Source organism: Nonomuraea sp. NPDC005650 (assembly GCF_040605375.1).
In the GTDB taxonomy this organism is placed as follows: domain Bacteria; phylum Actinomycetota; class Actinomycetes; order Streptosporangiales; family Streptosporangiaceae; genus Nonomuraea.
This window is the reverse complement of the sequence record NZ_JBEXCR010000070.1, coordinates 28,079-53,379: the sequence shown is the minus strand read 5'-3', so window position 1 is coordinate 53,379 and position 25,301 is coordinate 28,079. Positions and strand designations below refer to the sequence as shown.

Below are 25,301 nucleotides of genomic sequence, written 5' to 3'. Positions count from 1 at the left end.
TCGATCGCCACACCGTTACCCGCCAGGCGCACCCGCTCGACGACGAACGGCTGACCCCGGGTCAGGTTCGTGAGCTCCTGCCAGTCCATCGCCTGCTCGGTCATATCTAAAGTTATACCCAAGCGAGACTTCAATTTTCAATAGGTTGATCTTAATTTTCTTAATTCCACGCTTCTCTTCGGGCTGGTCCGCCGTCCCCGCCTCACCACCCGATGCGGCCTGCGTCACCGGCTCCGCAAGACGTTCAGTCGTCGATTGCCTGGTAGAGGGTGGCCCAGAAGTCGTGGATGGCCCGCGACGAATCGGGGGTGGACATCCCGGTCTGGGTGAGCAGGATGCCGACGACCTGGTTGTGCGGGTCGGCATAGGTGGTGGTGCCGGCCCCGCCGTCCCAGCCGAACTGGCCGACGGGCGCGTAGTCGCCGCGGTAGGTGCGCACCGCCATCCCGAAGCCCCAGCCGCCGTGCTGCCCCAGGCCGTAACCCAGATGGGCGGCGTTGCGGGCCCAGGCTTCCCGGGCGGCTTGTTGCTCGGGCGTGAGGCGGTTGCCGGTCATCAACTCGACGGCGGGCCGGGACAGGATCCGTTCGCCGCCGTGCATCCCGCCGTTGAGCAGCATCCGGAAGTAGGCGTGATAGTCGTCGACGGTGGAGTCCAGTCCGCCGCCGCCGGACTGGAACGCCGGAGGCTTGCTGTGGTGCCCCCCTTCGGCCTCGTCCTCCACGGCGAACTCACCGGTCTGCCAGTCGGGGGCGTACAGGGGCGGCAGCCGGTGGATCTTGTCGGCGGGCACGTGGAAGGCGGTGTCGGTCATGCCCAGCGGATCGAAGATGCGTTCGCGCAGGAACGTCTCGAACGACTGGCCGGTGACCCTGGCCACCAGCACGCCGAGCACGTCGTCGCCGATGTTGTACTGCCACCGCTCTCCCGGCTGATAGGCCAGCGGCAGCCCGCCGAGGCGGCGCATCCACTCATCCGGCTCCGGCGCCGGCAGCAGCCACCCGTCCTCCTGGCCATAGATGCCCTGCTCGAAGAGCGCGGCCAGGATCGGGGATCCCTTCGCCGTCATGTCGATGCCGAGCCCGAACGTGGAGGTGAGCAGGTCCCGTACGGTGATCGGCCGCCGCGCCGGCACGGTGTCCTCCAGCGGACCGTCGGGCCGCGCCAGCACCTGCCGGTCGGCCAGTTCCGGGAGCCACCGATCGACCGGGTCGTCCAGCCGCAGCCGGCACTCATCCAGCAGGACCATCGCCGCCGCCACCGCGACCGGCTTGGTCGTCGAGGCCATCCGGAAGATGGTGTCGCGGCGCATCGGCGCGCCACCGTCGTGGCGCATCGTCCCGAGCGCCTCGACATGCGTCTCCTCACCCCGGCTGACCAGGGCGACCAGCCCGGGAATCCTCCCGGACCCGACATGCCCCGCCAGCACCTCACGCAGTCTGCGCAGCCCCGCTTCGGAGAAGCCGCCATTGCCATTTCCCATTCGGAACACCCCTCTTCAGCTACTCAATGATGCCGACTACCGGTACAAAGTAACACTGACTACCAGTACCTAGCAACAGCGAATAGCTGAGGCCACACGCGGGCTGATACGGGCGGGAACGCGCCGTGTGCCAGTAGGCGCTCACGCGGCCAAGTGATGGGCTACTGTCGTTTTTGAAGGGCGTTTCCGGCACATCGGCCTCTCTCCAGGAGATGACATGAGCGATCCTGTGACTCTGCCCCTGCATATGCGGCGCACCGCGTTCGACCCGGTCCCCGAGCTCGCGAAACTCCGCGACAGCGCGGGCATCGAGCGGGTGCCCACGCCGTTCGGGCTCGACGCCTGGCTCGTCACCCGCTACGCCGACGTCAAGGAGATCCTTGGAGACGCCGAGCGGTTCAGCAACAGGCGTCCGCAGAACTTCCCGATGCCCGGCATGCAGAACCTGAGCCCCGAGCAGGTCGCGAAGATGCAGGCGGGCAACCTGCTGCTGTTCGACCCGCCCGAGCACAGCCGGCTGCGCAAGATGCTGACGCCGGAGTTCACCATGCGCCGCATGCGCCGGCTCGAGCCCCGCATCCACGACATCGTCAACGACCACCTCGACGCCATGGAGCGCGCGGGCTCACCGGTCGACCTGATCAAGACCTTCGCGCTGCCCATCCCCTCGCTGGTGATCTGCGAGCTGCTCGGCGTCCCGTACGAGCACCGCGAGGACTTCCAGCGGCGTACCAACACGCTGCTCGACATCTCCAGGCCCGCCGAGGAGCGCACGGCGGCCTCGCTGGAGTCGCGTGCCTACATGTCCGAGCTGGTCGCCCGAGCCATGGCCGAACCGGGCGAGGACATGCTCGGCATGCTGGTGCGCGAGCACGGCGACGATCTGTCGATCGACGAGCTCGCCGGCATCTCGAGCCTGCTGCTCCTGGCCGGCCACGAGACGACCTCCAACATGCTCGGGCTCGGCACCCTGGCCCTGCTTCGCCACCCCGACCAGCTCGAACTGCTCATGAAGGAGCCCGAGCGGATCGGCGCCACGGTGGAGGAGCTGCTGCGCTGGCTCAGCATCGTGCACTCGGGCGTCGCCAAGGTGACCACCACCGACGTCGAGGTCGCGGGACAGCACATCCCGGCGGGCGATCTGGTGATGCTGGCGCTGCCCTCGGCCAACCGCGACCCGGAGTTCATCTCCGACCCCGAGCGCTTCGACATCACCCGCGGCGAGATGGGCCACGTCGCCTTCGGCCACGGCGTGCACCACTGCCTGGGCGCGCCGCTGGCCAGGATGGAGCTGCGCATCGCCTTCCCCGCCCTGTTCGAGCGCTTCCCCGGGCTGCGCGAGAGCGGCGCCCCCGCCGAGTTCCGCTCCTTCCACATCGTCTTCGGGCTGACCAGCTTCGAAGTCGCCTGGTGAACCCTGGGCGCGTTGGCTGCTAGCGTTCACATGTGCACGAGCAGCGACAGCGAGCCGACGCGCTGCGTAACGCGGACAAGATCGTCCGGGCCGCCATCGCGAGTCTGCGCGAGCACGGCCCGGACGTCTCACTCGAGGAGATCGCCCGGCACGCCGGCATCGGCAGCGCCACCGTCTATCGCAGGTTCGGCGACCGCGACGGCGTGATCAGAGCGGCCTTCCAGACGTACTTCGCCGAAGAGATCGAGCCGCTGGTCCTGGCCGCCCGCGACGCCGACGACGCCGGACGGGCGCTGACCGAGGCGCTGACCGCCATAGTCGAGACCCTCGCCGCCCACCACGGGCTGTTGCGGGCGGCGAAGGGGACGGGCGCGGTCACCGTCGACATCGCCGCACGGTTCATGGGGCCGTTCGGCGTCGTGCTGGCCAGAGCCAAGCAGCGGGGCGAGGTGCGCCCCGACCTGATCGTCCGCGACCTGGCCGCCATCGTGGTCATGGTGCTGGCCACCATGCCTCCGGGCGACCCCGAATGCGGCGATGTCCGCCGCTACCTGGCGCTGCTGCTGTCGAGCCTGCGGCCGTCGGACGAAGAACTGCCGGCCCCCTCCGCCCGGTCGCACCACGTCCTCGACTCGTCTCCGGCTTCGCGACAGCTCGGCCACTGAAGCGCCGGCCCTCGCCACCACCGCCCACGCCCAGACAACCGAGCCCGATCCGATGGCGGGCCTACGTTCGCCGCTCGCCCGCGGCACCGGCACGACGGCCGAGTTCTATCAGCGCGGGCGAAGTCCTGGGTGCGCACCGGCCGCGCCGGCCGCCCCGCCGCCGCGTATGGCGACCAGTTCACCGGACGAGCGCCTGGGCGGGCGGTGGCCTGCCGTCTCTTCAGAATCTCACGACCCCCGCAGCCAGGAACGACAGGCCTGGGCACGTGAAGGGCACGCCATGACCAGAACCGTCGTCACCACCGAGAACGCCCCCGCCCTGACAGCCAGGCTTACGCGGCGGCCGTCGGTGCGCCCTTCCCCGCCCGCACCACCGTCTACATGCGGCTTCCGCCGGGACTGCTCGTGGAGGTCGACGCCCTGGCGGTGCTGGACGACTGACCGGGATGGCCGGTCGTCCGGCGAAGGCGTGCCGCGGTCACGTGGCCACCCGCTTCGGGCGCTCCGGGGTGGTCGCCTGGTCGCGGCGGCGGGGGAAGGTGACGATCGCGGCCAGGTTCGCGACGGCGACGAGCACGGCGCCGGTCAGCAGCAGCCCCCGCGCGCCGGCCAGCCCGGCCAGCGGGGCCGCCATGGCCAGCCCGAACGGCCGGGTCGCGAACGAGATGAGCTGGTCGAACGACCGCACCCGGCCCAGCGCCGCCTCAGGGATCTGCTCGGCGACCACGGTCTCCCACAGCGGGCTGAGCACGCCCAGCCCGAACATCGCCACGAAGTACGCCCCCGCGATCAACCACGCGCTCGCCGGCAGCGCCAGGGCCGCCATCGGCAGCACGTACAGCGCCGCGCCCACCTGCACGGCCACCAGCGGTCGCCGGATGGGCAGCCTGGGCGCCGCGAAGACTCCCGCGACCAGCCCCACCGTGCCGCACTGCACGATCAGCACCCAGCTGGCCTCACCGCCCAGCTCCTTGACCGCCGCCAGCGGGCCGAGCGTGAGGAACAGCCCGGCCATGAAGTGCCACACGCCGTGGGCCAGGACAGACGTCAGGAACCACGGCCTCCGCCGCACTTCGCCCCATCCCTCTTTCAGGTCCCTGAGGAACGTGTTGTGCTGGGCGCCGGGGCGCTTGGCCGTACGTACTCCGCCCAGGGTCAGCGCCGAGCAGGCGAACAGCGCGGCCGTGAGCAGCGCGGCCCAGCCTGGACCGGCCAGCAGCACCACGCCGCCCGCCAGGGCGGGAGCCAGCACGGCGGCCAGGCTGGTCGCGACGCCGAGCCGGGCGTTCACGCGCAGCCGCTCCGGTGCCGGCACCACCGCCACCACCAGCCTCGGCACGGCCGGCAGCCCGAACGCGACCGCGATTCCGGCCAGCACGGCCAGCACGGCCAGGCGTGGCACGCTGGCGGCGCCGGTCAGCAGCTCGATCGCGATGGCGGCCTGCGTCAGGCCGCGTACCAGGTCGGTGACCAGCGCCAGCCGCTCGGGTCTGACCCTGTCGGCCAACACCCCGCCCACCGGCAGGAACACCAGCAACGGGATCGCCTCACACGCCAGCACCGTGCCGACGGCCCCGGCGTCATCGGTGGCGCGCAGCACGGCGAGGGTGATCGTGGTCGGGATCAACGCGGTGGCCAGGGCGGACACGGCCCGGCCGATCAGCAGTCTCATGGGCGGCCAGACTATTTCGCTGACGAATATTTCGTCAACTAAATACTCGCTGGCGTATCGTTGCTCTGTGGATTCAGTGGATCGTCATCTCGCCCGGTGGCGGGGCAAGGCGCCGTACGACGAGCGGGTCGAGGCGGTCGTGACGCGGATGCAGTTCCTCGTCAAGCACCTGCGCCAGACGAAGGAGGCGGCGCTGGCGCAGGTGGGGATGCAGGACTTCGAGTTCGAGACGCTGCACCGGCTGGTCGCTCACGGCGGGGCCGCGACGCCGTCCGAGCTGGCGGTCGAGCTGATGCTCTCGCCCGCCGGGATGACCGGGCGGCTCGACACGCTGGAGAAGTCCGGGCTGGTACGGCGGCTGCGCAGCGCGGAGGACCGCCGGCGGGTGGACGTGGAGCTGACCGACAAAGGCCACGAACTGTGGCTTGAGGCCATGCGGATCCGGGGGGAGGTGGAGGCGGAGATGGTCTATGTGCTGGACGCGCAGGAGCAGGAGACGCTGAGCGGGCTGCTCAGCCGCCTCCTGGAGAACGTGGAGTCCAAGCACTGACCTCGACGGCTTCGGCCGAGCTTCGGAACGGCCTCACCGCACCTCGCGGTGTCGCGGCCCGTGCGCGACGCGGTGGAGCTAGTCGGCCGAGGGGATGCGGAACATCATGCGTTCCATGCCGTTGACCCAGTTGTCGCGCAGGGCCTGCGCGGCCTTGGCATGGTCGCCGGCGATGAGCAGCTCGGCCACCCGGCGGTGCTCGGTCGCCTCCCGCTCCAGCGGGGTGTCGTCGCCCGCCAGCAGGTGGGTGTAGCGCCGCATCCCCGCCTTGACGCTGGTGATGAGGTCGAGCAGCCGCTCGTTGCGGCAGCCGCTCAACAGCAGGTCGTGCCACTCGTCGTCGTGACTCTCTATCACCTGCTGCTCCGCGATCCGGTCGGGGAACTCCTGGGCCATCCTCAGCAGCTCGGGTGCGATCCGGCGCAGGTGGGCGGGGTCGGAGCAGTCGAGTGCGAGCGACTCCAGCGCCGCGACGATCTCGCACAGCTCCGTGAGCTCCTTGCGGCTCACGGGCGCGAACCTGAAGCCGCGGCCCTGGTTGCTCTCCAGCACGCCCTCGCCCGCGAGAGTGATGAGCGCCTCCCGCAGAGGCGTGCGGCTGACGCCCAGCTCCGCGGCGAGCGCGGCCTCGTTGATGTCGGTGCCCGCGGCGAAGTCGCCCCGGTCAAGCCTGGCCAGCAGCTCTTCTCTGATCTGCTCGCGCAGAGGTCGCCGCTCGATGGGCATGCCGCTCCTTCGCTTTCCGGCCGGGCCAAGCTTACCGCTTGACGTGATGCAAAATACTGCACTATGAATTCTGAATACAAAATATCACAAGTCGTGAGAAGGGAGATCGGAGTGAGCCTGACCCGTGTGCCCGGGCTGCTGTTCGGCGGCGATTACAACCCCGAGCAATGGCCCGCGGAGGTCTGGGCCGAGGACGCGCGGCTCATGGCCGAGGCCGGGGTCACCATGGTCACGGTCGCGGTCTTCTCGTGGTCGCGGCTGGAGCCGCGGCCGGGCACGTACGACTTCGACTGGCTCGACCGCGTCCTCGACCTGCTGCACAAGCACGGCGTCGCCGTCGACCTCGCCACCGCGACCGCGACCCCGCCGCCGTGGCTGGTCCGCGAGCACCCCGACGTCATGCCGGTCGACGCGCAGGGGGTGCGGCTGGAGTTCGGCTCGCGCCAGGGCTACTGCCCCAGCTCGCCGGTCTTCCGGGAGCACGCCGTACGGCTGGCCACCGCCATGGCCGAGCGGTACGGCGGCCACCCCGCCCTGGCCATGTGGCACGTCGGCAACGAGTACGCCGACCATACGCTGGAGTGCTTCTGCCCGGAGTCGGCCCGGCACTTCCGCGCCTGGCTGGAGGCCCGCCACGGCACGGTCGAGTCGCTGAACGCCGCCTGGGGCACGTCCTGCTGGGGCCAGCACTACACCGCGTTCGCCCAGGTCGAGCCGCCACGCAAGGCACCGGGCCCGATCAACCCGGCGCAGCTCCTCGACTGGCGCCGCTTCTGCAGCGACGCGCTGCTGGAGCTGTTCACGGCCGAGCGTGACGCGGTGCGCGCGATGACCCCGGACATCCCCGTCACCACGAACTTCATGAGCATCCTGCACGGCCTCGACTACTGGACGTGGGCCGCGGCCGAGGACCTGGTGAGCGACGACGCCTATCCCGACCCGGCCGACCCGCGGTCGCACGTGGCGGTCGCGCTCAGCTACGACCTGATGCGCTCACTCAAGCGGCGCCCCTGGCTGCTGCTGGAGTCGGCGCCGTCGGCGGTGTCCTGGCGCGAGGTGAACGTCCCCAAACCACCCGGCATGATGCGGCTGCACAGCCTTCAGGCGGTGGCGCACGGCGCCGACGGCGTGCTGTTCTTCCAGTGGCGTCAGGCCAGGTACGGCCCCGAGAAGTTCCACTCCGCCCTCCTCCCCCACGGCGGCACGCGCTCCCGCGGCTGGCAGGACACCCTCCGCCTCGGCTCCGACCTGCGGCGGCTCGCGGAGGTCGCGGGCACGGGCACGCGGGCCGAGGTGGCGCTCGTGCTCGGCTGGGACAGCTGGTGGGGCCTGGAGGCGCCGGAGTCGATGCCGTCCAACCGGCTCAAGCTCAAGGACCTGCTGCTCGACTGGTACGCGCCGCTGCACGCGCGCGGCATCACGGTCGACCTCGCGCCGCCGGACGGCGACCTGTCCGGCTACCGCGTGGTGATCGTCCCGAACCTCTACCTGTGCACCCCCGAACAGGCCGCCAGGCTCGCGTCCGTCACCGGCGAGCTGGTGATCGGCCCGTTCAGCGGCGTCGTGGACGCCGCCGACCGCGTCCACGACGGCGGCGCGCCCGGCCCGCTGCGCGACCTGCTCGGCGTCACGGTCGACGAGTTCTGGCCGCTCGCCGGCGGCGCGACCCAGCCGGTGCTGCACGCGGGCGGCGCCACCGGCGTGGCCAGGACCTGGACCGAGTGGGTGCGCCTCGACGACCACGACCCCGCGGCGGTGCTGGCCACGTACGAGGGCGGCGACCTCGACGGCCTGCCCGCGATCACCCGCAAAGGCAACGTCACCTACGTCAGCTGCCTGCTCGACGACGTGACGCCCGTGCTCGACCAGGTGCTCGGCGGCGTCGCGGCCGTCGAGGTGCCCGCGGGCGTGGAGGCCGTCCGCCGCCGGCACCACCTCTTCCTGCTCAACCACACGACCACCTCGCAGCGGGTCACCCTGCCGTACCCCGGCACGGACCTGCTCACCCAGACCCGCCTGCGCGGCGAGATCGAGCTCGCCCCGCGCGACGCCGCAGTGCTCAGGATCGAAGGAGACACGTGACGCACCCGTACATCCCGAACGCCGAACCCGGCGTCCGGGCCGAGATGCTCGCCGCGATCGGCGCGTCGAGCGTCGAGGACTTCTACGCCGACATCCCCGCCGAGCTGCGCCTGGCCCGGCCGCTCGATCTGCCCGCGCCGTTCACGGCGGAACACGACCTGATACGCCACATGAAGGGCCTGCTGGACCGCGTCACCGACACGGAGCAGGCGCTGAGCTTCCTCGGCCACGGCTGCTACCCGCACCACGTCCCGGCGGTGTGCGACGAGGTGAACAGCAGGAGCGAGTTCCTCACCGCGTACGCGGGCGAGCCGTACGAGGACCACGGCCGCTTCCAGGCCCTGTTCGAGTACGTCAGCATGATGGGCGAACTGCTGGAGATGGACGTCGTCAACGTGCCGACCTACGACGGCTTCCAGGCCGCCGGCACCGCCCTGCGCATGGCGTGCCGCTACACCCGGCGCTCGAAGGTCCTCGTCAGCGCCGCGATCAGCGCCGACAAACTGAGCAAGCTGCGCGACTTCCTCGCCCCGGACGTCGAGATCGTCCTGGCTCCGGTGGAGGAGGGCGGCGAGATCGCGGTCGAGGCGTTCGACGACTCCTACGCCGCGATCTACCTGGAGACCCCGAACGTCTACGGCGTCGTCGAGACCCGCGGTCGCGAGCTGGCCGGCCTGGCCCACGCGCACGGCGCGCTGCTCGTGGCCGGCGCCGACCCGATCTCCCTCGGCGTGCTCGCTCCGCCCGCCTCCTACGGCGCGGACATCGTCTGCGGCGACATCCAGTCGCTCGGCATGCACCAGAGCTACGGCGGCGGCCACGCCGGCTACATCGCCACCCAGGACCACGAGCCGCTGGTCGCGGAGTTCCCGTCCCGGCTGTTCGGCATCGCGCCGACGAAGGTGCCCGGCGAGTACGGGTTCGGCGACGTCTACTACGACCGCACCTCCTTCGCGCACCGCGAGGAGGGCAAGGAGTGGGTCGGTACCGCCGCCGCCCTCTGGGGCATCACGGCCGGGGTCTACCTGGCGCTCATGGGCCCGCAGGGCATGCGTGACCTGGGTGAGACGATCCTGGCCCGCACCCGCTACGCCATGGACGCCCTGGCCGAGTCGGTCACGGTGCTGCACCGCGACGCGATCCACTTCCGCGAGTTCGCCATCGAGGTGCCCTCCAGCGCGGCCCTGCTCGACGGGTTGCGCGAGCGCGGCATCTACGGCGGCGTCGCGCTCGACGACCGCACGGTCCTGGTCTGCGTGACCGAACGCCACTCCATCGCCGACATCGACCGGCTCGCCACAGCCGTACAGGAGACGCTGTGAACCCCACGGAGTCCTTCGCCGAGCTCCCCGTCACGCCGAAGCCGCCGCTGCGCCGCTTCCACCAGGCACGCTGGGACGAGCCGATCATCTTCGAGCTGTCCGCGCCCGGCCGCCGCGGCCTCGCCGTCCCCGAGCCCGGCGCCCCCCGCGTCGAGCTGCCCGCCTCGGTGAGCCGCGCGCGGCCGCCGAAGCTGCCCGAGATGTCGCAGCTGCACGTGCTGCGGCACTACCTGCGGCTGTCGCAGGAGAACCTGGGCGCCGACCTCAATATCGACGTCGGGCAGGGCACCTGCACGATGAAGCACAGCCCCAAGGTCAACGACAGGTTCGCCGCCGCCATCGCCGAGCTGCACCCGCTCCAGCACGAGGACACCGTTCAGGGCGTGCTGGAGATCTACTGGCGGCTCGAACGCATGCTGGCGGAGATCTCCGGCATGGCGCGGGTCTCGCTCCAGCCGGGCTCCGGATCGGCGGCCATCTACGCCAACATCGCCATGATCCGCGCGTACCACGCGGCCCGCGGCGAGGCGCACCGTGACCAGGTGATCACCACGATGTTCTCCCACCCGTCGAACGCGGCCTGCGCCAAGACCGCGGGCTACGAGGTCATCACCCTGATGCCGGACGCCGACGGCCTGCCCGACATCGAGGCCCTGCGTGCCGCCGTCGGCCCGCGCACCGCCGCACTGATGATCACCAACCCGGAGGACACCGGCATCTTCAACCCCCGGATCAGGGAGTTCGTGGACCTGGTGCACGAGGCGGGCGGCCTGGCCTGCTACGACCAGGCGAACGCCAACGGCATCCTCGGCATCACCCGTGCCCGCGACGCCGGATTCGACCTGTGCCACTTCAACCTGCACAAGACGTTCTCCACGCCGCACGCCTGCGGCGGCCCGGCGGCGGGGGCGTGCGGCGTCTCCGAGGACCTGGCGCCGTTCCTGCCCGGCCCGGTCGTCGCCTTCGACGGCGAGTCCTACCGCCTGGAGACGCCGCCCGCCTCCATGGGCAAGGTGCGGCCGTTCCTCGGCGTCACCCCGAACATCGTGCGCGCCTACGCCTGGATCATGGCGCTCGGGGCCGAGGGCCTGCGGCAGGTCGCCGAGACGGCCGCGCTCAACAACAACTACCTGATGCACAAGGTCCTGCAGATCCCGGGCGCGTCCGCGCCGTGGGGCCGGCGCAGGATCGAGCAGGTGCGTTATTCCTGGCAGGAGCTGTCGGAGCAGACCGGGGTGCACTCGGAGGAGATCGGCGTCAGAGCCGCCGACTTCGGGGTGCACTACTGGACCAGCCACCACCCGTACGTGGTGCCCGAGCCGTTCACGCTGGAGCCCACGGAGTCGTACTCGAAGGAGGACCTCGACGAGTACGCGCTCATCCTGGCGCACGTGGCCGAGGAGGCGCGGCGCGATCCCGGGTTCGTCAAGGGCGCGCCGTACAACCAGACCATTCACAAGATCGACATGACGTCGCTCGACGACCCCAAGGAATGGGCGCCCACCTGGCGCGCCTACGTCCGCAAGCACCTGTCATGACGGGCGCGGCGGTGGTCGGGCTGGTCGTCAACCCGGTCGCCGGGCTCGGCGGCGCCGCCGGGCTCAAGGGCAGCGACGGCGTGGAGGTGCAGCGCGCGGCCCTGGCCAGGGGCGCGACGCCCAAGGCCGGCGAGCGGGCGGCGCGTGCCGTCCGCACGCTGCTGGCCCGCCGCCCCGGGACCCGGGTCCGCACGGTGCCGGGCCGGATGGGCGAGGACAGCGTGCGTGCCTCCGGCGCCTCGTACGACCTGGTCAGACCACCGGCCCCGTCTCCCGGCGGGACGAGCGCGGAGGACACGCGGCGTGCCGTGGCAGCGCTGGCCGGGGTGGATCTGCTGCTGTTCGCGGGCGGCGACGGGACGGCGCGCGACGTGCTCGACGCGGTCCGCGCGCTCGGCGGCCAGGCGCCGCCCGTGCTGGGCGTCCCGGCCGGGGTGAAGGTGTACTCCGGCTGTTTCGCCGTCAGCCCGGCCGCCGCCGGATTCGTCGCGGCGGAGTTCGACCCGGCGCGGACGGCCGAGGCCGAGGTGGTGGATCTCGACGAGGACGCCTACCGCCGCGGCCTGGTCAGCCCCCGGTTGTACGGCAGCCTGCGCGTCCCCGCCGCCCGCGCCGCGCTGTCGGGGCGCAAGGCCGGATCGTCAGGCGTGGCGCCCGCCACCGCCGAGGGCGTCGCGCGGGAGGTCGTGGCCAGGATGCGGCCCGGCGTCCGGTACGTCCTCGGGCCCGGCGCCACCACGCGGGCGGTCGGCCGCGCGCTGGCCCTCGCCACCACGCTGCTCGGCGTGGACGTGGTCGAACGCGCACCGGAAGGCGGGCGCCTGGTGGCGGCGGACGTCGCGGAGACCGAGCTGTTCGGCCTGGTCGGCGGCAGGGAGTCGGTGCTGGTTCTGTCGGTCATCGGCGGGCAGGGGTTCGTACTGGGGCGCGGGAACCAGCAGGTCTCGCCCCGGGTGCTCGACGCGGTGCTCGACGGGGACCACTCCGGACGGCTCCTCGTCCTGGCCACCCAGCAGAAGCTCGCGTCGCTGAAGGGACGGCCGCTGCTGGCCGACAGCGGCGACGAGGACCTCGACAAGAAGCTCGGCGGGCACGTCCAGGTGATCACTGGATACCGCGAAAGCACGATTTATCGCATTTGTGCGGCAAGTGAGGAGTACGACGGATGAAGACGCTCGATGGAAAGGTCGCGATCGTCACGGGCGGCGCCTCGGGCATCGGGCGGGCCACCGCCCTGCTCTTCGCCAGGGAGGGCGCCCGGGTGGTGGTCGCCGACATCGACGCGGCCGGCGCCGGCGCCACCGTGGCGCAGATCGCCGCGGAGGCGGGAGAGGCGATCGCCGTGCAGGCCGACGTCTCCGACCCCGAGGACTGCCGGCGGGTCGTCGGCACCGCCGTCGAGACCTTCGGCGGCCTGCACGTCCTGTTCAACAACGCGGGCATCATCCGCCGCACCACCGCGCTCGACCTCGACGTCGAGGAGTGGGACCGCGTCATGGCGGTCAACGTCCGCTCGGTCTTCCTCATGTGCAAGCACGCCATCCCGGCGATGACCGAGGGCGGCTCGATCGTGAACACGGGGTCGGGATGGGGCCTCAAGGGCGGCGGCAACGCCATCTCGTACTGCGCCTCCAAGGCCGCCGTGGTCAACATGACCCGCGCGCTCGCCATCGACCACGCCAGGGCCGGCATCCGGGTCAACTCCGTCAACCCCGGCGACACCGACACGCCCATGCTGCGCGACGAGGCCCGCCAGCTCGGCGAGGACTGGACCGCCTTCCAGTCCGACGCGGCGGACCGGCCGATGGGCCGCGCGGGCACCCCGGACGAGATCGCCCGGGCCGTGCTCTTCCTGGCCGGCGACGCGGCCAGCTACATCACCGGCTCCGCCCTCGTCGTCGACGGCGGCGGGCTCGCCTGACCCACACCCCCCACGCAAACCCCCGTAAGGAGCCGACCATGAACCGTGCCCTGGCAGTCCTGGGCATCCTCGCCGTCGCGACGACCGCGTGCAGCGGCAGCGGCGGCGGGAACGTCCCAGGAGTGAGCACCGGATCCGGCCCGGTCACCGTCCGCTGGTCCACCTGGGGATCGGCCGAGGACATCAAGCTCTACGAGAAGTTCACCGAGGACTTCGAGAAGCGCCACCCCGACATCAAGCTCAAGCTGGAACCGGTCGCCAAGTACGAGGACTACCACCCCAAGCTGCTCGCCCAGCTCACCAGCAGGACCGCCCCGGACGTGTTCTTCGTGGGCGACGACAACATCGGCAAGTTCGTCTCCGCCGGGGTGCTGACCCCGCTCAACGACAGGCTGGCCGGCCCCACCTCCAAGAGCAGGCCCGAGGAGTTCTTCGAGGGCATCTACGGCGGCGCCAGAAAGGACGGCCAGATCTACGGCGTCCCCAACGACACCAACCCCGAGGTGCTCTGGTTCGACAAGAAGGCGCTCAAGGACGCCGGCATCACCGAGGACCCCGCCGCGCTCAACGCGGCCGGGCGGTGGACCATGGCCACGTACCTCGACATGAACGCCAAGCTCAAGGCCGCGGGCAAGGCCGGGTCGATCTTCTGGAACTGGTACGGCTCCACGTACTCCATGATCAACGGCTTCGGCGGCAAGGTCTGGGACGGCGGGAAGTTCGTCGCCGCCACCGACCCCAAGGCACGCGCGGCCCTGCAGGCGCTGGCCAAGGGCTACCAGGACAAGACCTTCCTCAGCGCCGACCTGCTGCCCGACAGCAACGGCCCGAGCACGCAGTTCCTCAAGCACAAGGCCGGCTTCTACGCCGGAGGCCGGTGGATGATCGACTCCCTGAAGAAGGGCGGCGAGCTGGACGACTACGACATCGTGCCGTTCCCCTCCCAGACCGGCCGGCCCATGCCCGGCGCGGTGGCCGCCTCCTACCTGGCCCTCAACAAGGAGACCAAGCTGCCCGAGCAGGCGTTCACCTTCCTCACCGAGTTCGTCGGCAAGGAGGGCCAGCTCATCAGGCTCAAGGGCGGCGGGGCCGTGCCGTCCGTCAAGGGCGCCGAGCAGATCGTCCTCGCCGACGGCTACCCCGCCCACGCGCAGACCTTCCTCGACGTGCGCGACACCGGCTTCGCGAACTACCCCGAGGAGGTCGCCGTGCCCGGCCTGACCGCGGACATCAACGAGCACCTGATGAAGGTGTGGACCGGCAAGATCGGCTTCGACGAGGGCATGACCCAGCTCCAGAAGCTCGTCGACGGCAAGCTGGGCTAGCCGTGACCGTCCTGACGCGGGCCCGGCCCCGCACGCTCCACCGCGCGCGGCCCGTGCGCAACCGCGACGGCTGGTGGGCCGCGTTCTTCCTCGCGCCGCAGGTCGCCGCGCTGCTGGTGTTCCTCGTCTTCCCGCTCGGCTTCGCCGTCGTGCTGGCGTTCATGCGCTGGGACGGGCTCGGGCAGAAGGAATGGGTCGGTTTCGACAACTTCGCCGCCCAGCTCTCCGATCCCGAGTTCGGGCTGGCGGTGTGGAACACGATCAAGCTGGCGCTGCTGACCGTGCCGCTCGGGCTCGCCCTCGCGCTGCTCATCGCCGTCGCGCTGAACAACGTCAAGGGCGGCGGCTTCTACCGGGTGCTGTACTTCCTCCCGGTGGTCACCAGCTCCGTGGCCGTCGCGCTGATGTGGCAGATCATCCTGGCCGGCAACGACTACGGCGTCCTGAACTCGTCGCTGGAGCGCTGGTTCGGCATCACCGCGCCCGACTGGCTCGGCGACCCCGGCTGGGTGATCGTGGCCATCGCCGTCGTGACCATCTGGTCGTCGCTCGGCCTCAACGTGGTGATCTTCCTGGCCGGGCTCCAGACGATCCCGCCGCAGATCGTCGAGGCCGCGCGCATGGACGGCGCGGGCAGCCCGCGCATCTTCCGCTCGGTCACGCTGCCACTGCTCTCGCCGACGATCTTCTTCTCCGCCGTCGTCGCGGTGATCAGCTCGTTCCAGGCCTTCGACCAGATCTACGTGCTGGTGGACCCGGAGGACAACGAGGGCGCGAGGACCATCGTCTACCAGGTCTACGAGCTGGGCTTCAAGGACTTCCAGTTCGGCATGAGCAGTGCCGCCGCGCTGCTCCTCCTGGTCCTGACGCTGCTCGTGACGCTCGTCCAGTTCGCGGCGCAGAAGCGCCTCGTCCACTACGACTCGTGAGGGGGCAGGGATGCGACCCAGGCAGGTAGCCCTGCACGCCGTGCTCACTCTCGGCGGGCTGGCGATGCTCTTCCCGTTCGTCTGGATGCTGCTGACGTCGTTCAAGGGCGTGCGGCAGATGCTGAACAACCCGCTCGACTGGCTGCCCGGCCCGTGGCGCTGGGAGAACTACCCCGACGCGCTCGGCGCGATGCCGTTCGGCACCGCGTACTGGAACAGCTTCTACATCGCCGGGCTGAACGTCACGCTCACGCTGCTGACCTCGGCCATGGCCGCCTACGCCTTCGCCCGGATCAGGTTCCGCGGCTCCGGCGTGCTGTTCCTGGTGTTCCTGGCCACCCAGATGGTGCCCGCGCAGGTGACGGTCGTGCCGCTCTACCTGATGCTGGCCAGGTTCGGCTGGATCGACTCGCACCTGTCGCTCATCGTGCCGAGCATCGCGAACCCGTTCGCGGTGTTCCTGCTGCGCCAGTTCATCAGGGCCGTGCCCGTGGAGCTGGAGGAGGCCGCCAGGATCGACGGGGCGGGCCGCTGGCGCTGCTTCTGGAACGTCGTGCTGCCGAACATCCGCCCCGGTCTCGGCGCGCTCGGCATCATCGCCTTCCTCGCGTCCTGGAACTCCTTCTTCTTCCCCCTGATCTTCCTGAACTCGCCCGAGCTGGCCACGGTGCCGCTGCTGCTCAGCCAGTTCTCCGGCCAGCGCACGGCCGTGGACTACGGGCTCATCCTGGCCGCCTCCGCGATCGCCGTCGTGCCGACGCTCATCGCGTTCCTCATCGGCCAGCGGAAGATCATCAACTCGATGGCCGCTTCCGGCCTGGGAGGTCGCTGATGCCGGATCTACGCGAACGTCCGTTCACCGACCGCGGCTCGCGGCTGCTGGTGATGGCCGCGGACGACGGCTCGCTCTGGATCGCCAGGGCCCTGCACGAGACCAGGCTCGCCGACGCGACCGTGCTCACCGGCCTGCGGATCCTCTCGGGGAGCGGCGAGCTGCCGGTGCTGCGGGTGCTGCCGGACCGCGTGGAGTTCGCGGCCGGTGTGGCCATGGCCTTCGCGGGACCGGACACGCTCGTCCTGACCGGTACGGGGGCGCGGGCCGTGTGGGACGGCGGCGAGGCCGGCATCGACGGCTGCGTCACCCTGGTCGGCCCGGATCGCGCGACGCACGACGCGGCGGCGGTGCTCGGCGCGGCGGCCGAGCGCTGGCGCGGCTGGTTCGCCCGCATGCCCGCCGTGCCCTCCGACCTGCGCGAACGGGCGGAGGACGCGTGGTGGACGCTGGCGGTGAACCTGGTACGGATCCAGGGCCGGGAGTCACTCATCCCCTCCAAGAACGGCTACGTCGGCCTGTGGAACTGGGACTCCTACTTCCACGCCATCGCGCTCAGGCACGCCGACCCCGCCCTGGCCAGGGAGCAGATCCGCATCCTGCTCGACCACCAGCGCCCCGACGGGCTGATCCCCGACGTCGTACACGACCACGGCGTGCTGGCCGAGACCACCGACCTGCCCCGCTCCGATCTGGCCAGGCTGGCCGAGCACGTCGGGGGCGAGCCGATCGGGGAGGCCGTCCCCGTCACCAAGCCGCCGCTCACCGCCTGGGCGGTGTGGAAGATCCACGAGGTGGACCCCGACCCCGCCTTCCTCGCCGAGGTCTACGAGCCGCTGGCCCGCTCCCAGGAGTGGTGGTTCAGGCACTCCGACCCCGACGGCGACGGCCTGGCCGAGTACCTGCATCCGTACTCGTCCGGCCTGGACGACAGCCCCATCTGGGACGGCGGCCCCCGCGCCGAGCCGCCCGACCTGAACGCCTACCTCGCCCTCCAGTACGACCGGCTGGGCGACATCGCGCAGGCGCTCGGCAAGGACGCCGCACCGTGGCGGGCCAGGGCGCAGGCGCTGGTGGACCGCATGATCGCGCGCCGGTGGAACGGCACGAGGTTCGCCACCGTGGTCGGCGGGCGCGAGGCGGACGTGCGCACCCCGCTGGAGCTGATGCCGCTCTTCACCGGGAGGCTCCCCGCCGCGATCGCGGACCGGCTCGTCGCCGACCTGCGCTCGCCCGGATTCTGGGCCGAGCGCCCGGTGCCGACCGTCGCCTTCGACGACCCGAGATTCGACCCCGAGGCCATGTGGCGCGGACCGGTCTGGCTGAACGTCAACTACCTGCTCATCGACGGCCTGCGCCGCTCGGGACATCAGGAGACGGCCGCCGAGCTGCGCGAGCGCACGCTGGCCATGGTCCGCGACGGCGGCGGCCTCCACGAATACTGGAACCCGCTGACCGGTCGTCGCGCGGGCCGCGCGACGAGCGCCTTCGGCTGGTCGGCCGCCCTCTTCCTGGACCTCGCCCAGGAGGGCTGACCGGGTCGTCCCCGGCCCCATAATCGGCGTGACGCTCGCGGCGTGCGGCGTCCGGAAGGTGACAGGAGAAGATGTGATCGACGAGGAACTGCCGGCGAGCGCCGGACGAGGAGATGCCGCGGCCGTCCTGGCCGCGCTGGAGTCCGGGGCGGACATCGAGGCCCGCGACGGGCAAGGCCGCACGGCCCTGCTGCTCGCCGCGGCGGCCGACCAGGTCGAGGTGGCCGAAGTACTGGTCGCGGCCGGTGCCGACCCCAACGCGCAGGACTCAAGGAAGGACACTCCCTGGCTGGTCACCGGGGTCACGGGAAGCGTCGCGATGCTCAGGACCCTCCTCCCGGCCGGGCCCGACCTGACCGTGCGCAACCGCTACGGAGGCGTCTCCCTCATCCCCGCCTGCGAGCGCGGGCACGTGGACTACGTCCGCGAGGTGCTGAAGACCGGCATCGACGTCGACCACATCAACGACCTCGGCTGGACCGGGCTGCTGGAGGCCGTCATCCTCGGCGACGGAGGCGGGCCGTACCAGGAGATCGTCCGCCTGCTCATCGCCGCGGGCGCCGACGTGGACCTCGCCGACCACGACGGCACGACCCCGCTCGCCCACGCCACCGCCAAAGGCCAGGCCGAAGTGGCCGCCCTGCTCCGCGCCGCCGGAGCACACTGACCTGACAATCGGCGGTCCCATGTCATAGCGTTCTCTACGATTTCCCGATCGCCGAACTACCGAGGTTGATGGACATCGCCACCAACGATCTGGCCTCTTCGGGGGTGCTGATATTCGCCCCGGGGACCTGGGTCAGCGCGGGGAGAGGCGTCCGGGAGGTTGCCGACGATCTGGCCGAGGGCGTGGACAGGTTCTGCCGGGCCATGGATGAGCGGCCTTTCGGCCAGGACGATCTGGGCCGGGCGCTGTTCGAGGGCGTTCCCAAGGAGAACGTGCCGGGATTCGCCGGGCTACGCGACGATCTGCTGAAGGACCTGGCCGCGGCGGTGAACCTGCTACGCAGGATGGCCGCCGGAATGGCTGTCGCCGGGTGTACGCATGCCGCGGCCGAGAACGCGAACGCGAGGATGATCCGCGCCGGGGGCAGGTATGCCGCGGACACCGGGATCCCCTATGCGCAGTCGTGCCCAGGATGGCTGACGGACCCGGAGGAATACCGGCCCCCGGTGGGCCCGGGCGGCCTGCCGACGACCACGCCGCCGCCCGGCTTCGTGAGCCAGGCGATCTGGTTCCTCGAGTCGGTAGGTTGCGGGTCCGCGTGGCCGGACGGTGATCTCGGCGGGGTGGCGCGGCTGCGGGACGCCGCGGCGGCGCTGGGACGCCTGGTCGGCGAGGTTCAGGAGCAGGTCGCCGGTCAGGCCGGTCGGGTGACCGGGGCCGGGGCCGGGTCCGGGCTCGCCACGGCCGCGTTCGGCAGGGCCGCGCGGGTGGTGCACGGTGAGCGGGGGCAACTGGCGGACCTGCGGCGGCGGTGCGAGCATCTCGCCGCGTGCGGCCAGGTCGCCTACGACGCGATCGTGAAGGCCAGGGAGAAATTCCTGGCCTGCGCGGCGTTCGTGGTGGCGCTGATGTTCCTCGCGAAGCTGCTGGCCCCCCGGCTCGGCCCGCTGCTCGACGTCGTGGTGAAGAAGCTGATCCGAACGGAGGGCCTGGCCCTGCGGATCATCCTGCTGATGATCCGTCAGGCCGCGCTGGGCGCGATGTTCTCCGGCGGGCTGAGCGCGATCGATCAGTTGTTCGCCACCGGCACCGTCGAGGTGGGGAAGCTGGTCCGGGACATGTCGTTCGGGGTGCTCGCCGGCGGGTTGATGGCCGGTGCGCACGGCGCGCTGCCCGCGCTCCTGCGCCGAGGCGGACCCGCGCTGACCGGCCTGGCCGAGGCCATGGAGTCGGCCACCTGGGAGCGGGCCTTCTCCAGGATCCTGGCCGGCGGGGCGGTGAGCACAACCGTGCTGGCGGCCACGGGATGGGCCGGCGGCGCCGGCTGGGACTGGAAGCACGCCGCTGAGCTGGGATTCGGCACGGCTTTGCTCAGCACCGGCGCGGGCATCGCCGCCCGGACCTGGCCCGCCCCCCGCTATGCGAGCCTGAAGGGCCGGGACTGGAAGCAGAGTCCGGCCAAGCGGTGGCATGACGTCAAGTGGGCTCTGGGGATTCTTACGATCACCGCTCCCGCGACCGCCCTCTTCGCGCTCGCGAAGTTCGCCGAGGACGGAAGGAATCCCTTCTTCTTACAGAAACGGATCGGCCAGTTCGGCCGCGAGTTCGACGTTCTCAAGGGCCGCACGATGAAAATAACCGACGGCAAGGAAAGCAGCCTCGGCGCATCGGATCCGCAGCGTACGAAGGTCGGCAAGGCTTGGGCGAAATCCACCTTCGACGAGATCGGCCAGATGGCCTACAACGTCCTCATCAAGGGAGACATGTCGGTCGTGGACAACCGGCCGCTGTTGCTGAGCGACAGGCAGCGGACGATATCAGCCCTCGGTCCCGTTCTCGGCCCACGCTGGAACGAAGCGGATCTGGCCGGCAGGCCCGGGTGGATCGGCCCATTCGCCAACAAGATCGTGGAGCTCGATCTCAAGCCGATGACACGTGCGTTCGACGTTCAACGAGGCTTCACGGGCCTCTGGTATGACAAGAACGCGAGCCTGAGTCTGGACCGGAATCTGCTCTGGGGTTTCATTTCCTCTTACTGGAAGCGCATTTCTTAGCCGACCGGCCCCGCCGCTTCCGATATGAGCGTTTGATGGCGCTAACTCGATGTTTGACCTGGTATCCCAGATCTTGTTGTGGTTTCGTTATTGACGCCTAGTCCAACGAGATGATCCGCTCTCCCTGGAACGTCGAGCGATCCACGGGGAGAACCACATGCGCCGCGCCCTCAGGCATGCGTTATCGCGTGCACTCATCGTCATGTCCGCCTTATCCTGCGTGATCGCGCTGGGGGCCGCCCCCGCCATCGCCGACCCCGCTCCACTCCCGCTGTCCACCGAGGGCCCCGTCGCCACCGCCGGCCCCGCGATCGCCGCCAAACCGGTCATCGAGCAGGTGCCGAAGATCGAGGTCCCGCCCGACGGCACGGTGAACGTGCCCAGAGGCCCGTCCCTGGCCGCGCGCCCGGTGGAGGCGCGCCCCGTCGGCCCCGAGCCCCCGCAGGTGACCATCCCCGCGGGCCCCGCCCTGTTCGATCAGCTCGACACCGCCGCCAAGGCCCGGCTGACCAGCCACGGACTGGTCACCGGCGGCAAGGTCGACCTCGACGTGCGCAAGTACATGCCCGCCACCGATCAGGCCGGCGTCCTCGATCTGCCCGGACCCGTGGCCGATGCGGTCGGCCAGGCGGCGGCCAAGGTCAAGGAGCTCAGCGGCTTCGACCTCGTGGCGCTGTACCGGGCGTTGCCCGAGGGCATCCCGCTGATCACGTACCGGCTGTGCGCAGAGAGCGCCTCCAGGTCCGTCTCGTGCTCGATCCCGCGCCCGATCGTGGTGCCCGTCGTCGCCGACGTCACCGGCGACGGCACCCCCGATGTGCTGGCCGATCTCGTGCCCGCGCTCGACATCAATCTCATCACCACGGCCGCCAACGCGCTCAACTCCACCCAGCAGCGCCTCAACCAGGTGATCAAGGACATCACGGAGATCCTCAACGACCCGCTGAAGCTGCTGGAGCTGCTCAACCTGAAGAAGCAGCTGGAAAAGCAGCTCGCCCAGCAGCGCTACGACCTCAGCATCCAGATCGCCGCGGGTCTCGGCCTGCTGAGCGCCCGGCTGCCGACCAGCGAGACGCACGGCGGGGAGCTCAAGGCGCAGGTCTGGGCGCAGTACGACATTCCCGCCTCGCTCGACTTCGCCTCCTTCAAGCGGTTCTCCATCGGTTTTGACGGCTACCGCCGCGGCACCTCGCTGTCGGCCCTCGACTGGGGCGTCTACACCGTCGATCCCGTCGCCGCGACCCGCGGGATCGTGGACGTCCGCGCCAGCTTGTGCAGGTTCCAGCCCGGTACGGCCATCGCCACCGTGGCCGGGCTCGCCGACCTGGAGAGCAGGCAGCTCGTCGAGCCCACGCTGGCCAGCCTCAGGCAGAGCCCGGTGCCGCAGCGGTTCACCGCCAGGGCCAGGTTCGACACGGGCAGGATCGAGGGCAGGCTGGAGGTCACCTCGTCGCAGCCGGCCGTCCTGGACGGCCTCGTCCTCACCGACAAGGCCGAGGACCAGTTCACCGAGATCTACGTCAACCAGCTCCCCGCGCAGGTGACCGCCGAGCTCACCCGCGACACCAGGAACGGCGAGGCGGACGTGCACTTCACCAGCTCGGCGGCGATCGAGCAGGCGTCGGTGCACAACTACCTCTACACCGGCGAACGCCTCGACAAGGTGGCCGAAGGCGCGCTCACCAAGCTCCCCACCGACATCCGGGCGCATTACGCCTCCACCGACGGCCAGCACACCACGCTGGACGTGGCCGCCAACGCACCGCTGGCCAAGACCCTCGACGCGGTCTACTTCGACCGCGCGGCCGGCAAGACCATCGTCAAGGCGGGGCTCACCGACCTCCCGGCCCACCTGACGCTGGACTACGACCACCCGGCCAGCCACATCACGGCCACCACCGACTCCAAGATCGGCCGCATCGCCGCACTGGTGCAGCGGAACGAGGGCGCCGTCTCGGCGCCGGCCGGCGACCACGTCACGCTGATCAAGGACGCGGCCGCCATCGGCGCGTCCGCCACGATCAGCGGCCTCGCCGGGTTCGACGTGACGTACGGCGCTCACCCGCACGCCCTGCTCACGCTCAATCCGGGCGGCCAGGCGTTCTCCGGCGCGGCCGACATCGACGGCACCCACCTGGCCCGGGTGGCGATCTCCAACCTGCCCGCCTCGGTGGAGGTGGACCTCGACCCGGCCGCCAGGAAGGCCAAATACCGCGCCGCCTCGGTGATCAACTCGCTGCGGGCCGCGTACGCGAACGTCAAGAGCGGCCCCACGGTCGACGGGACGCTCACCGCGCTCCCGGCCAGCGTGGACGCGACCTGGACGCTCGGCGACCAGACGGCCGTGGACGTCACCACCTCCACCAGCCTCAAGAAGCTCGATTTCTACGTCAACAAGGCGTACGTGACGCAGGTCAGCCCCACCAGCGGCGAGGACCTGCAGGCCACGGTCGACGACGTCCCCACCCACATCACGGTGACCGCCGACATGGTGGCCAGACATCTCAACTGGACCGCCGACAAACCGGTCACCTCGGTGTTCGCCTTCGCCAGGGTGAACGCGCAAGGCAGCTACTTCCGGGTCGCCGCCAGGGTCGCCACCGTGCCCGCCCGGTTCGAGGCCGACTGGGGCGAGGGCGTCTACCGCTTCACCGGCCTGTCAGGACCGATCGGCTCGGCCACCATCGCGGCCACCAACCACGACGGCGCCCTGGCACCGAGCGGCCCCCATCTGGCGGCCCACTATCGCGAGTCGGACAAGCAACTCGACGCGAGCGTGCGCATCGACGGGCTGAGCAACGCCGAGTTCAGCAAGCAGGACACCGGCTTCACCGCCGACTTCCAGGCGGCCCGCCAGGTCGTCGCGCTGGACGCCGACCTCTATCTGGCCGGCGGCCTGCGCTTCGGCGGGCTCGGCACGCTCGGTCCCATCCCCGGGCACATCGAGGTGTCGGCGGCCAAGGGCGGCGCGATCAGCTACAACGCGGGCGGCGAGTCGCTCGACCTCAAGGCCGACGTCTGGCTGGGCAAGGCCGCGGGCATTCCGGACGGCGCGCCCGGGTTCGCCAACGGCATCGCGCTGGTGGAGGGCTCGGGCGGCAGCCAGGACGACGGCCCGTTCTGCACGGCTCGCGGCTGCTTCGGCGTGCGCGGCTTCGTCAACCTCAGCGGGCTGCCGTCCGCCGTCACCGTCGACCTGGCCAAGAAGACGTTCACCTTCTCCGGCTACCGGCCGAAGGTGGACGAGCTGAAGCTGTACGTGGCGGCCGGGATCCTGCCGCCCGTCCCGATCAAGGCGCTGGCCACGCTGACCGGGCTGCCGCAGCAGATCACCAAGGTGGAGATCGGCGACTTCGACGCGGGCAAGGGATCGATCACGGCGAACTACACGATCGAGCCCGTGGCGACGCTGCCCAAGGTGGAGGTCGTGGCCGAGGCGAAGGTCCCCGACCTCGGCGTCGTACGCGGCCAGATCGTCATCGACAAGGTGCCCGCCGCCTTCTCCGTCGAGGGCACCTACGGCAAGGAGACCAGCGTCAAGGTCGACAACTCGGCCGCCGTGGACAAGCTGCTGGCCAAGGTGACGGTCGACCCGGACACGGACGAACGCGGCACCGGCGTGATCGAGTTCACCGACGTGCCCGCGGCGTTCACCATCGGCGCGAATGTCACGGGCAAGGGCCTGCAGGTCCCCAACTTCACCTACGACTCCGCCGCGAGCACGCTCGACGGGCTGTTCGGCCTGCAGGGGGCGCTGCTGAAGAAGTTCGTCGAACGGCCGGAGGGTGAGCTCATCGACGCCTCCTTCCAGTTCACCGATCTGGCCGGAGACACCGGCGTCAAGGTCAACGAGGATCTCTCGATCGACGTGGTGTCCGAGCCCCAGGCGACCAAGCTCGTCGAACTGCACGCGGGGGTGGTCATCTCGCCGGTCGCCAAGCAGCCGGTGTTCGTCCGCAAGGACATCCCGTACACCGCCGGGTTCTTCGCCTTCCAGCTCGACGGCGACTACCAGCTGGACGAGAGCAGGCTCGGCGATTTCGGGATCGCCGCGCACGACGTCAACACGCTGAGGATCAAGCCGGGCAAGGTCCCGTTCGGGCTCGAGGCGCCCGCGGCCCTCGGATTCGTCTTCCCCGGCTTCGAGGGCGACTACGGCACCCTCGACCTCGGGGTGAACCAGCTCGACCTCGAACACGACGTGACGCTGAACGTGAAGATCGACAGGGACCTCGGTCCGGACGCGTTCAACGACACGTTGCGGCTGCGGCCCGCCACGACCGTGCAGCTGCACCGCTACGACCAGCAGCTGCGGGACATCAGCTCCAAGCTCCAGTTCGAGGTGGGCATCGACCTGTTCTGCCTGTCGCTCAGCACCAAGCCCGGCTTCGTCCCGCCGAAGAGCGCGAACACGATCACGCTGAAGGGAGCCGACGGCCAGCAGATGGTCACCCTGCTCGACCCCGACGACCAGGTGCAGGACTACATCATCGACCTGTTCGCGCACTTCATGTCGCCCTTCGACGGGGCCGACTGGGAGGTGCACGGATTCGACCCGGGAAGCTGTGAGCAGCTTCTACAGTGAG

General features: G+C 70.5%; 18 protein-coding genes. 15 read left to right on the top strand and 3 right to left on the bottom strand.

Annotation, left to right across the window (positions count from 1 at the left end; translation table 11 throughout):
• Nucleotides 1-244 precede the first annotated feature (244 nt).
• Nucleotides 245-1,483: a serine hydrolase domain-containing protein gene (locus tag ABZS69_RS61955; protein WP_355392808.1), complete on the bottom strand. Its 1,239-nt coding sequence runs from the start codon at nucleotides 1,481-1,483 to the stop codon at nucleotides 245-247.
• Between the two features lie 217 nt (nucleotides 1,484-1,700).
• On the opposite strand from ABZS69_RS61955, the gene ABZS69_RS61950 reads away from it, so the two are divergent.
• Both ABZS69_RS61950 and ABZS69_RS61945 read left to right on the top strand, forming a co-directional pair.
• On the top strand, nucleotides 1,701-2,897 hold the full coding sequence (locus ABZS69_RS61950; RefSeq protein WP_355392805.1) for a cytochrome P450: 1,197 nt from the start codon (nucleotides 1,701-1,703) through the stop codon (nucleotides 2,895-2,897).
• Between the two features lie 32 nt (nucleotides 2,898-2,929).
• Nucleotides 2,930-3,562, top strand: a complete 633-nt coding sequence (locus ABZS69_RS61945) for a helix-turn-helix domain-containing protein (protein ID WP_355392802.1) — start codon at nucleotides 2,930-2,932, stop codon at nucleotides 3,560-3,562.
• A gap of 478 nt (nucleotides 3,563-4,040) precedes the next feature.
• Here the strand turns inward: ABZS69_RS61945 and ABZS69_RS61940 are convergent, their stop codons facing one another.
• A complete protein-coding gene (locus ABZS69_RS61940) occupies nucleotides 4,041-5,234 on the bottom strand; it encodes an MFS transporter (RefSeq protein ID WP_355392799.1) in 1,194 nt (397 codons plus the stop codon).
• Between the two features lie 67 nt (nucleotides 5,235-5,301).
• On the opposite strand from ABZS69_RS61940, the gene ABZS69_RS61935 reads away from it, so the two are divergent.
• Nucleotides 5,302-5,784, top strand: coding sequence for a MarR family transcriptional regulator (locus ABZS69_RS61935; protein WP_355392796.1), 483 nt, complete (start codon nucleotides 5,302-5,304; stop codon nucleotides 5,782-5,784).
• 78 nt (nucleotides 5,785-5,862) lie between these two features.
• Here the strand turns inward: ABZS69_RS61935 and ABZS69_RS61930 are convergent, their stop codons facing one another.
• Nucleotides 5,863-6,510, bottom strand: coding sequence for a GntR family transcriptional regulator (locus tag ABZS69_RS61930; protein WP_355392793.1), 648 nt, complete (start codon nucleotides 6,508-6,510; stop codon nucleotides 5,863-5,865).
• Nucleotides 6,511-6,621: 111 nt separating this feature from the next.
• Between ABZS69_RS61930 and ABZS69_RS61925 the strand changes: the two genes are divergently transcribed.
• The 12 genes from ABZS69_RS61925 (at nucleotide 6,622) to ABZS69_RS61870 (ending at nucleotide 25,300) form a co-directional block, all read left to right on the top strand.
• Nucleotides 6,622-8,592 (top strand): beta-galactosidase, encoded by a 1,971-nt coding sequence (locus tag ABZS69_RS61925; protein ID WP_355392790.1) that lies wholly within the window; start codon nucleotides 6,622-6,624, stop codon nucleotides 8,590-8,592.
• The gene (gene gcvPA / locus ABZS69_RS61920) at nucleotides 8,589-9,914 is read left to right on the top strand and encodes an aminomethyl-transferring glycine dehydrogenase subunit GcvPA (RefSeq protein WP_355392788.1); all 1,326 of its coding nucleotides are present in this window, start codon (nucleotides 8,589-8,591) and stop codon (nucleotides 9,912-9,914) included. The genes ABZS69_RS61925 and gcvPA overlap by 4 nt, the downstream gene beginning before the upstream one ends.
• A complete protein-coding gene (gcvPB, locus tag ABZS69_RS61915) occupies nucleotides 9,911-11,452 on the top strand; it encodes an aminomethyl-transferring glycine dehydrogenase subunit GcvPB (RefSeq protein WP_355392785.1) in 1,542 nt (513 codons plus the stop codon). The genes gcvPA and gcvPB overlap by 4 nt, the downstream gene beginning before the upstream one ends.
• Nucleotides 11,449-12,621: an NAD(+)/NADH kinase gene (locus ABZS69_RS61910; protein WP_355392781.1), complete on the top strand. Its 1,173-nt coding sequence runs from the start codon at nucleotides 11,449-11,451 to the stop codon at nucleotides 12,619-12,621. Before gcvPB ends, ABZS69_RS61910 begins: the two co-directional genes overlap by 4 nt.
• Nucleotides 12,618-13,373 (top strand): SDR family NAD(P)-dependent oxidoreductase, encoded by a 756-nt coding sequence (locus ABZS69_RS61905; protein ID WP_355392778.1) that lies wholly within the window; start codon nucleotides 12,618-12,620, stop codon nucleotides 13,371-13,373. Before ABZS69_RS61910 ends, ABZS69_RS61905 begins: the two co-directional genes overlap by 4 nt.
• 38 nt (nucleotides 13,374-13,411) lie before the next feature.
• Nucleotides 13,412-14,698 (top strand): sugar ABC transporter substrate-binding protein, encoded by a 1,287-nt coding sequence (locus tag ABZS69_RS61900; RefSeq protein ID WP_355392775.1) that lies wholly within the window; start codon nucleotides 13,412-13,414, stop codon nucleotides 14,696-14,698.
• A gap of 2 nt (nucleotides 14,699-14,700) precedes the next feature.
• Nucleotides 14,701-15,627: a sugar ABC transporter permease gene (locus ABZS69_RS61895; protein ID WP_355392772.1), complete on the top strand. Its 927-nt coding sequence runs from the start codon at nucleotides 14,701-14,703 to the stop codon at nucleotides 15,625-15,627.
• 10 nt (nucleotides 15,628-15,637) lie between these two features.
• Nucleotides 15,638-16,459 (top strand): carbohydrate ABC transporter permease, encoded by an 822-nt coding sequence (locus ABZS69_RS61890; protein ID WP_355392769.1) that lies wholly within the window; start codon nucleotides 15,638-15,640, stop codon nucleotides 16,457-16,459.
• Nucleotides 16,459-17,994: a glycogen debranching protein gene (locus tag ABZS69_RS61885; RefSeq protein WP_355392766.1), complete on the top strand. Its 1,536-nt coding sequence runs from the start codon at nucleotides 16,459-16,461 to the stop codon at nucleotides 17,992-17,994. Before ABZS69_RS61890 ends, ABZS69_RS61885 begins: the two co-directional genes overlap by 1 nt.
• A gap of 73 nt (nucleotides 17,995-18,067) precedes the next feature.
• A complete protein-coding gene (locus ABZS69_RS61880) occupies nucleotides 18,068-18,661 on the top strand; it encodes an ankyrin repeat domain-containing protein (RefSeq protein WP_355392763.1) in 594 nt (197 codons plus the stop codon).
• A gap of 68 nt (nucleotides 18,662-18,729) precedes the next feature.
• Nucleotides 18,730-20,715 carry a sugar transferase gene (locus ABZS69_RS61875; RefSeq protein WP_355392760.1) on the top strand — a complete coding sequence of 662 codons (1,986 nt, stop codon included), beginning with the start codon at nucleotides 18,730-18,732 and terminating at the stop codon, nucleotides 20,713-20,715.
• A 202-nt stretch (nucleotides 20,716-20,917) separates the two neighbouring features.
• Nucleotides 20,918-25,300: a hypothetical protein gene (locus ABZS69_RS61870; protein ID WP_355392757.1), complete on the top strand. Its 4,383-nt coding sequence runs from the start codon at nucleotides 20,918-20,920 to the stop codon at nucleotides 25,298-25,300.
• Nucleotide 25,301 lies beyond the last annotated feature (1 nt).

Excerpts from the sequence above, each read along its gene's own strand:
- ABZS69_RS61910 (WP_355392781.1), top strand. The coding sequence starts at position 11,449 with ATGACGGGCGCGGCGGTGGTCGGGCTGGTCGTCAACCCGGTCGCCGGG.
- ABZS69_RS61870 (WP_355392757.1), top strand. The coding sequence starts at position 20,918 with ATGTCCGCCTTATCCTGCGTGATCGCGCTGGGGGCCGCCCCCGCCATC.
- ABZS69_RS61940 (WP_355392799.1), bottom strand. The coding sequence starts at position 5,234 with ATGAGACTGCTGATCGGCCGGGCCGTGTCCGCCCTGGCCACCGCGTTG.
- ABZS69_RS61890 (WP_355392769.1), top strand. The coding sequence starts at position 15,638 with ATGCGACCCAGGCAGGTAGCCCTGCACGCCGTGCTCACTCTCGGCGGG.
- ABZS69_RS61905 (WP_355392778.1), top strand. The coding sequence starts at position 12,618 with ATGAAGACGCTCGATGGAAAGGTCGCGATCGTCACGGGCGGCGCCTCG.
- ABZS69_RS61875 (WP_355392760.1), top strand. The coding sequence starts at position 18,730 with ATGGACATCGCCACCAACGATCTGGCCTCTTCGGGGGTGCTGATATTC.
- ABZS69_RS61885 (WP_355392766.1), top strand. The coding sequence starts at position 16,459 with ATGCCGGATCTACGCGAACGTCCGTTCACCGACCGCGGCTCGCGGCTG.
- ABZS69_RS61900 (WP_355392775.1), top strand. The coding sequence starts at position 13,412 with ATGAACCGTGCCCTGGCAGTCCTGGGCATCCTCGCCGTCGCGACGACC.
- ABZS69_RS61950 (WP_355392805.1), top strand. The coding sequence starts at position 1,701 with ATGAGCGATCCTGTGACTCTGCCCCTGCATATGCGGCGCACCGCGTTC.
- ABZS69_RS61930 (WP_355392793.1), bottom strand. The coding sequence starts at position 6,510 with ATGCCCATCGAGCGGCGACCTCTGCGCGAGCAGATCAGAGAAGAGCTG.
- ABZS69_RS61955 (WP_355392808.1), bottom strand. The coding sequence starts at position 1,483 with ATGGGAAATGGCAATGGCGGCTTCTCCGAAGCGGGGCTGCGCAGACTG.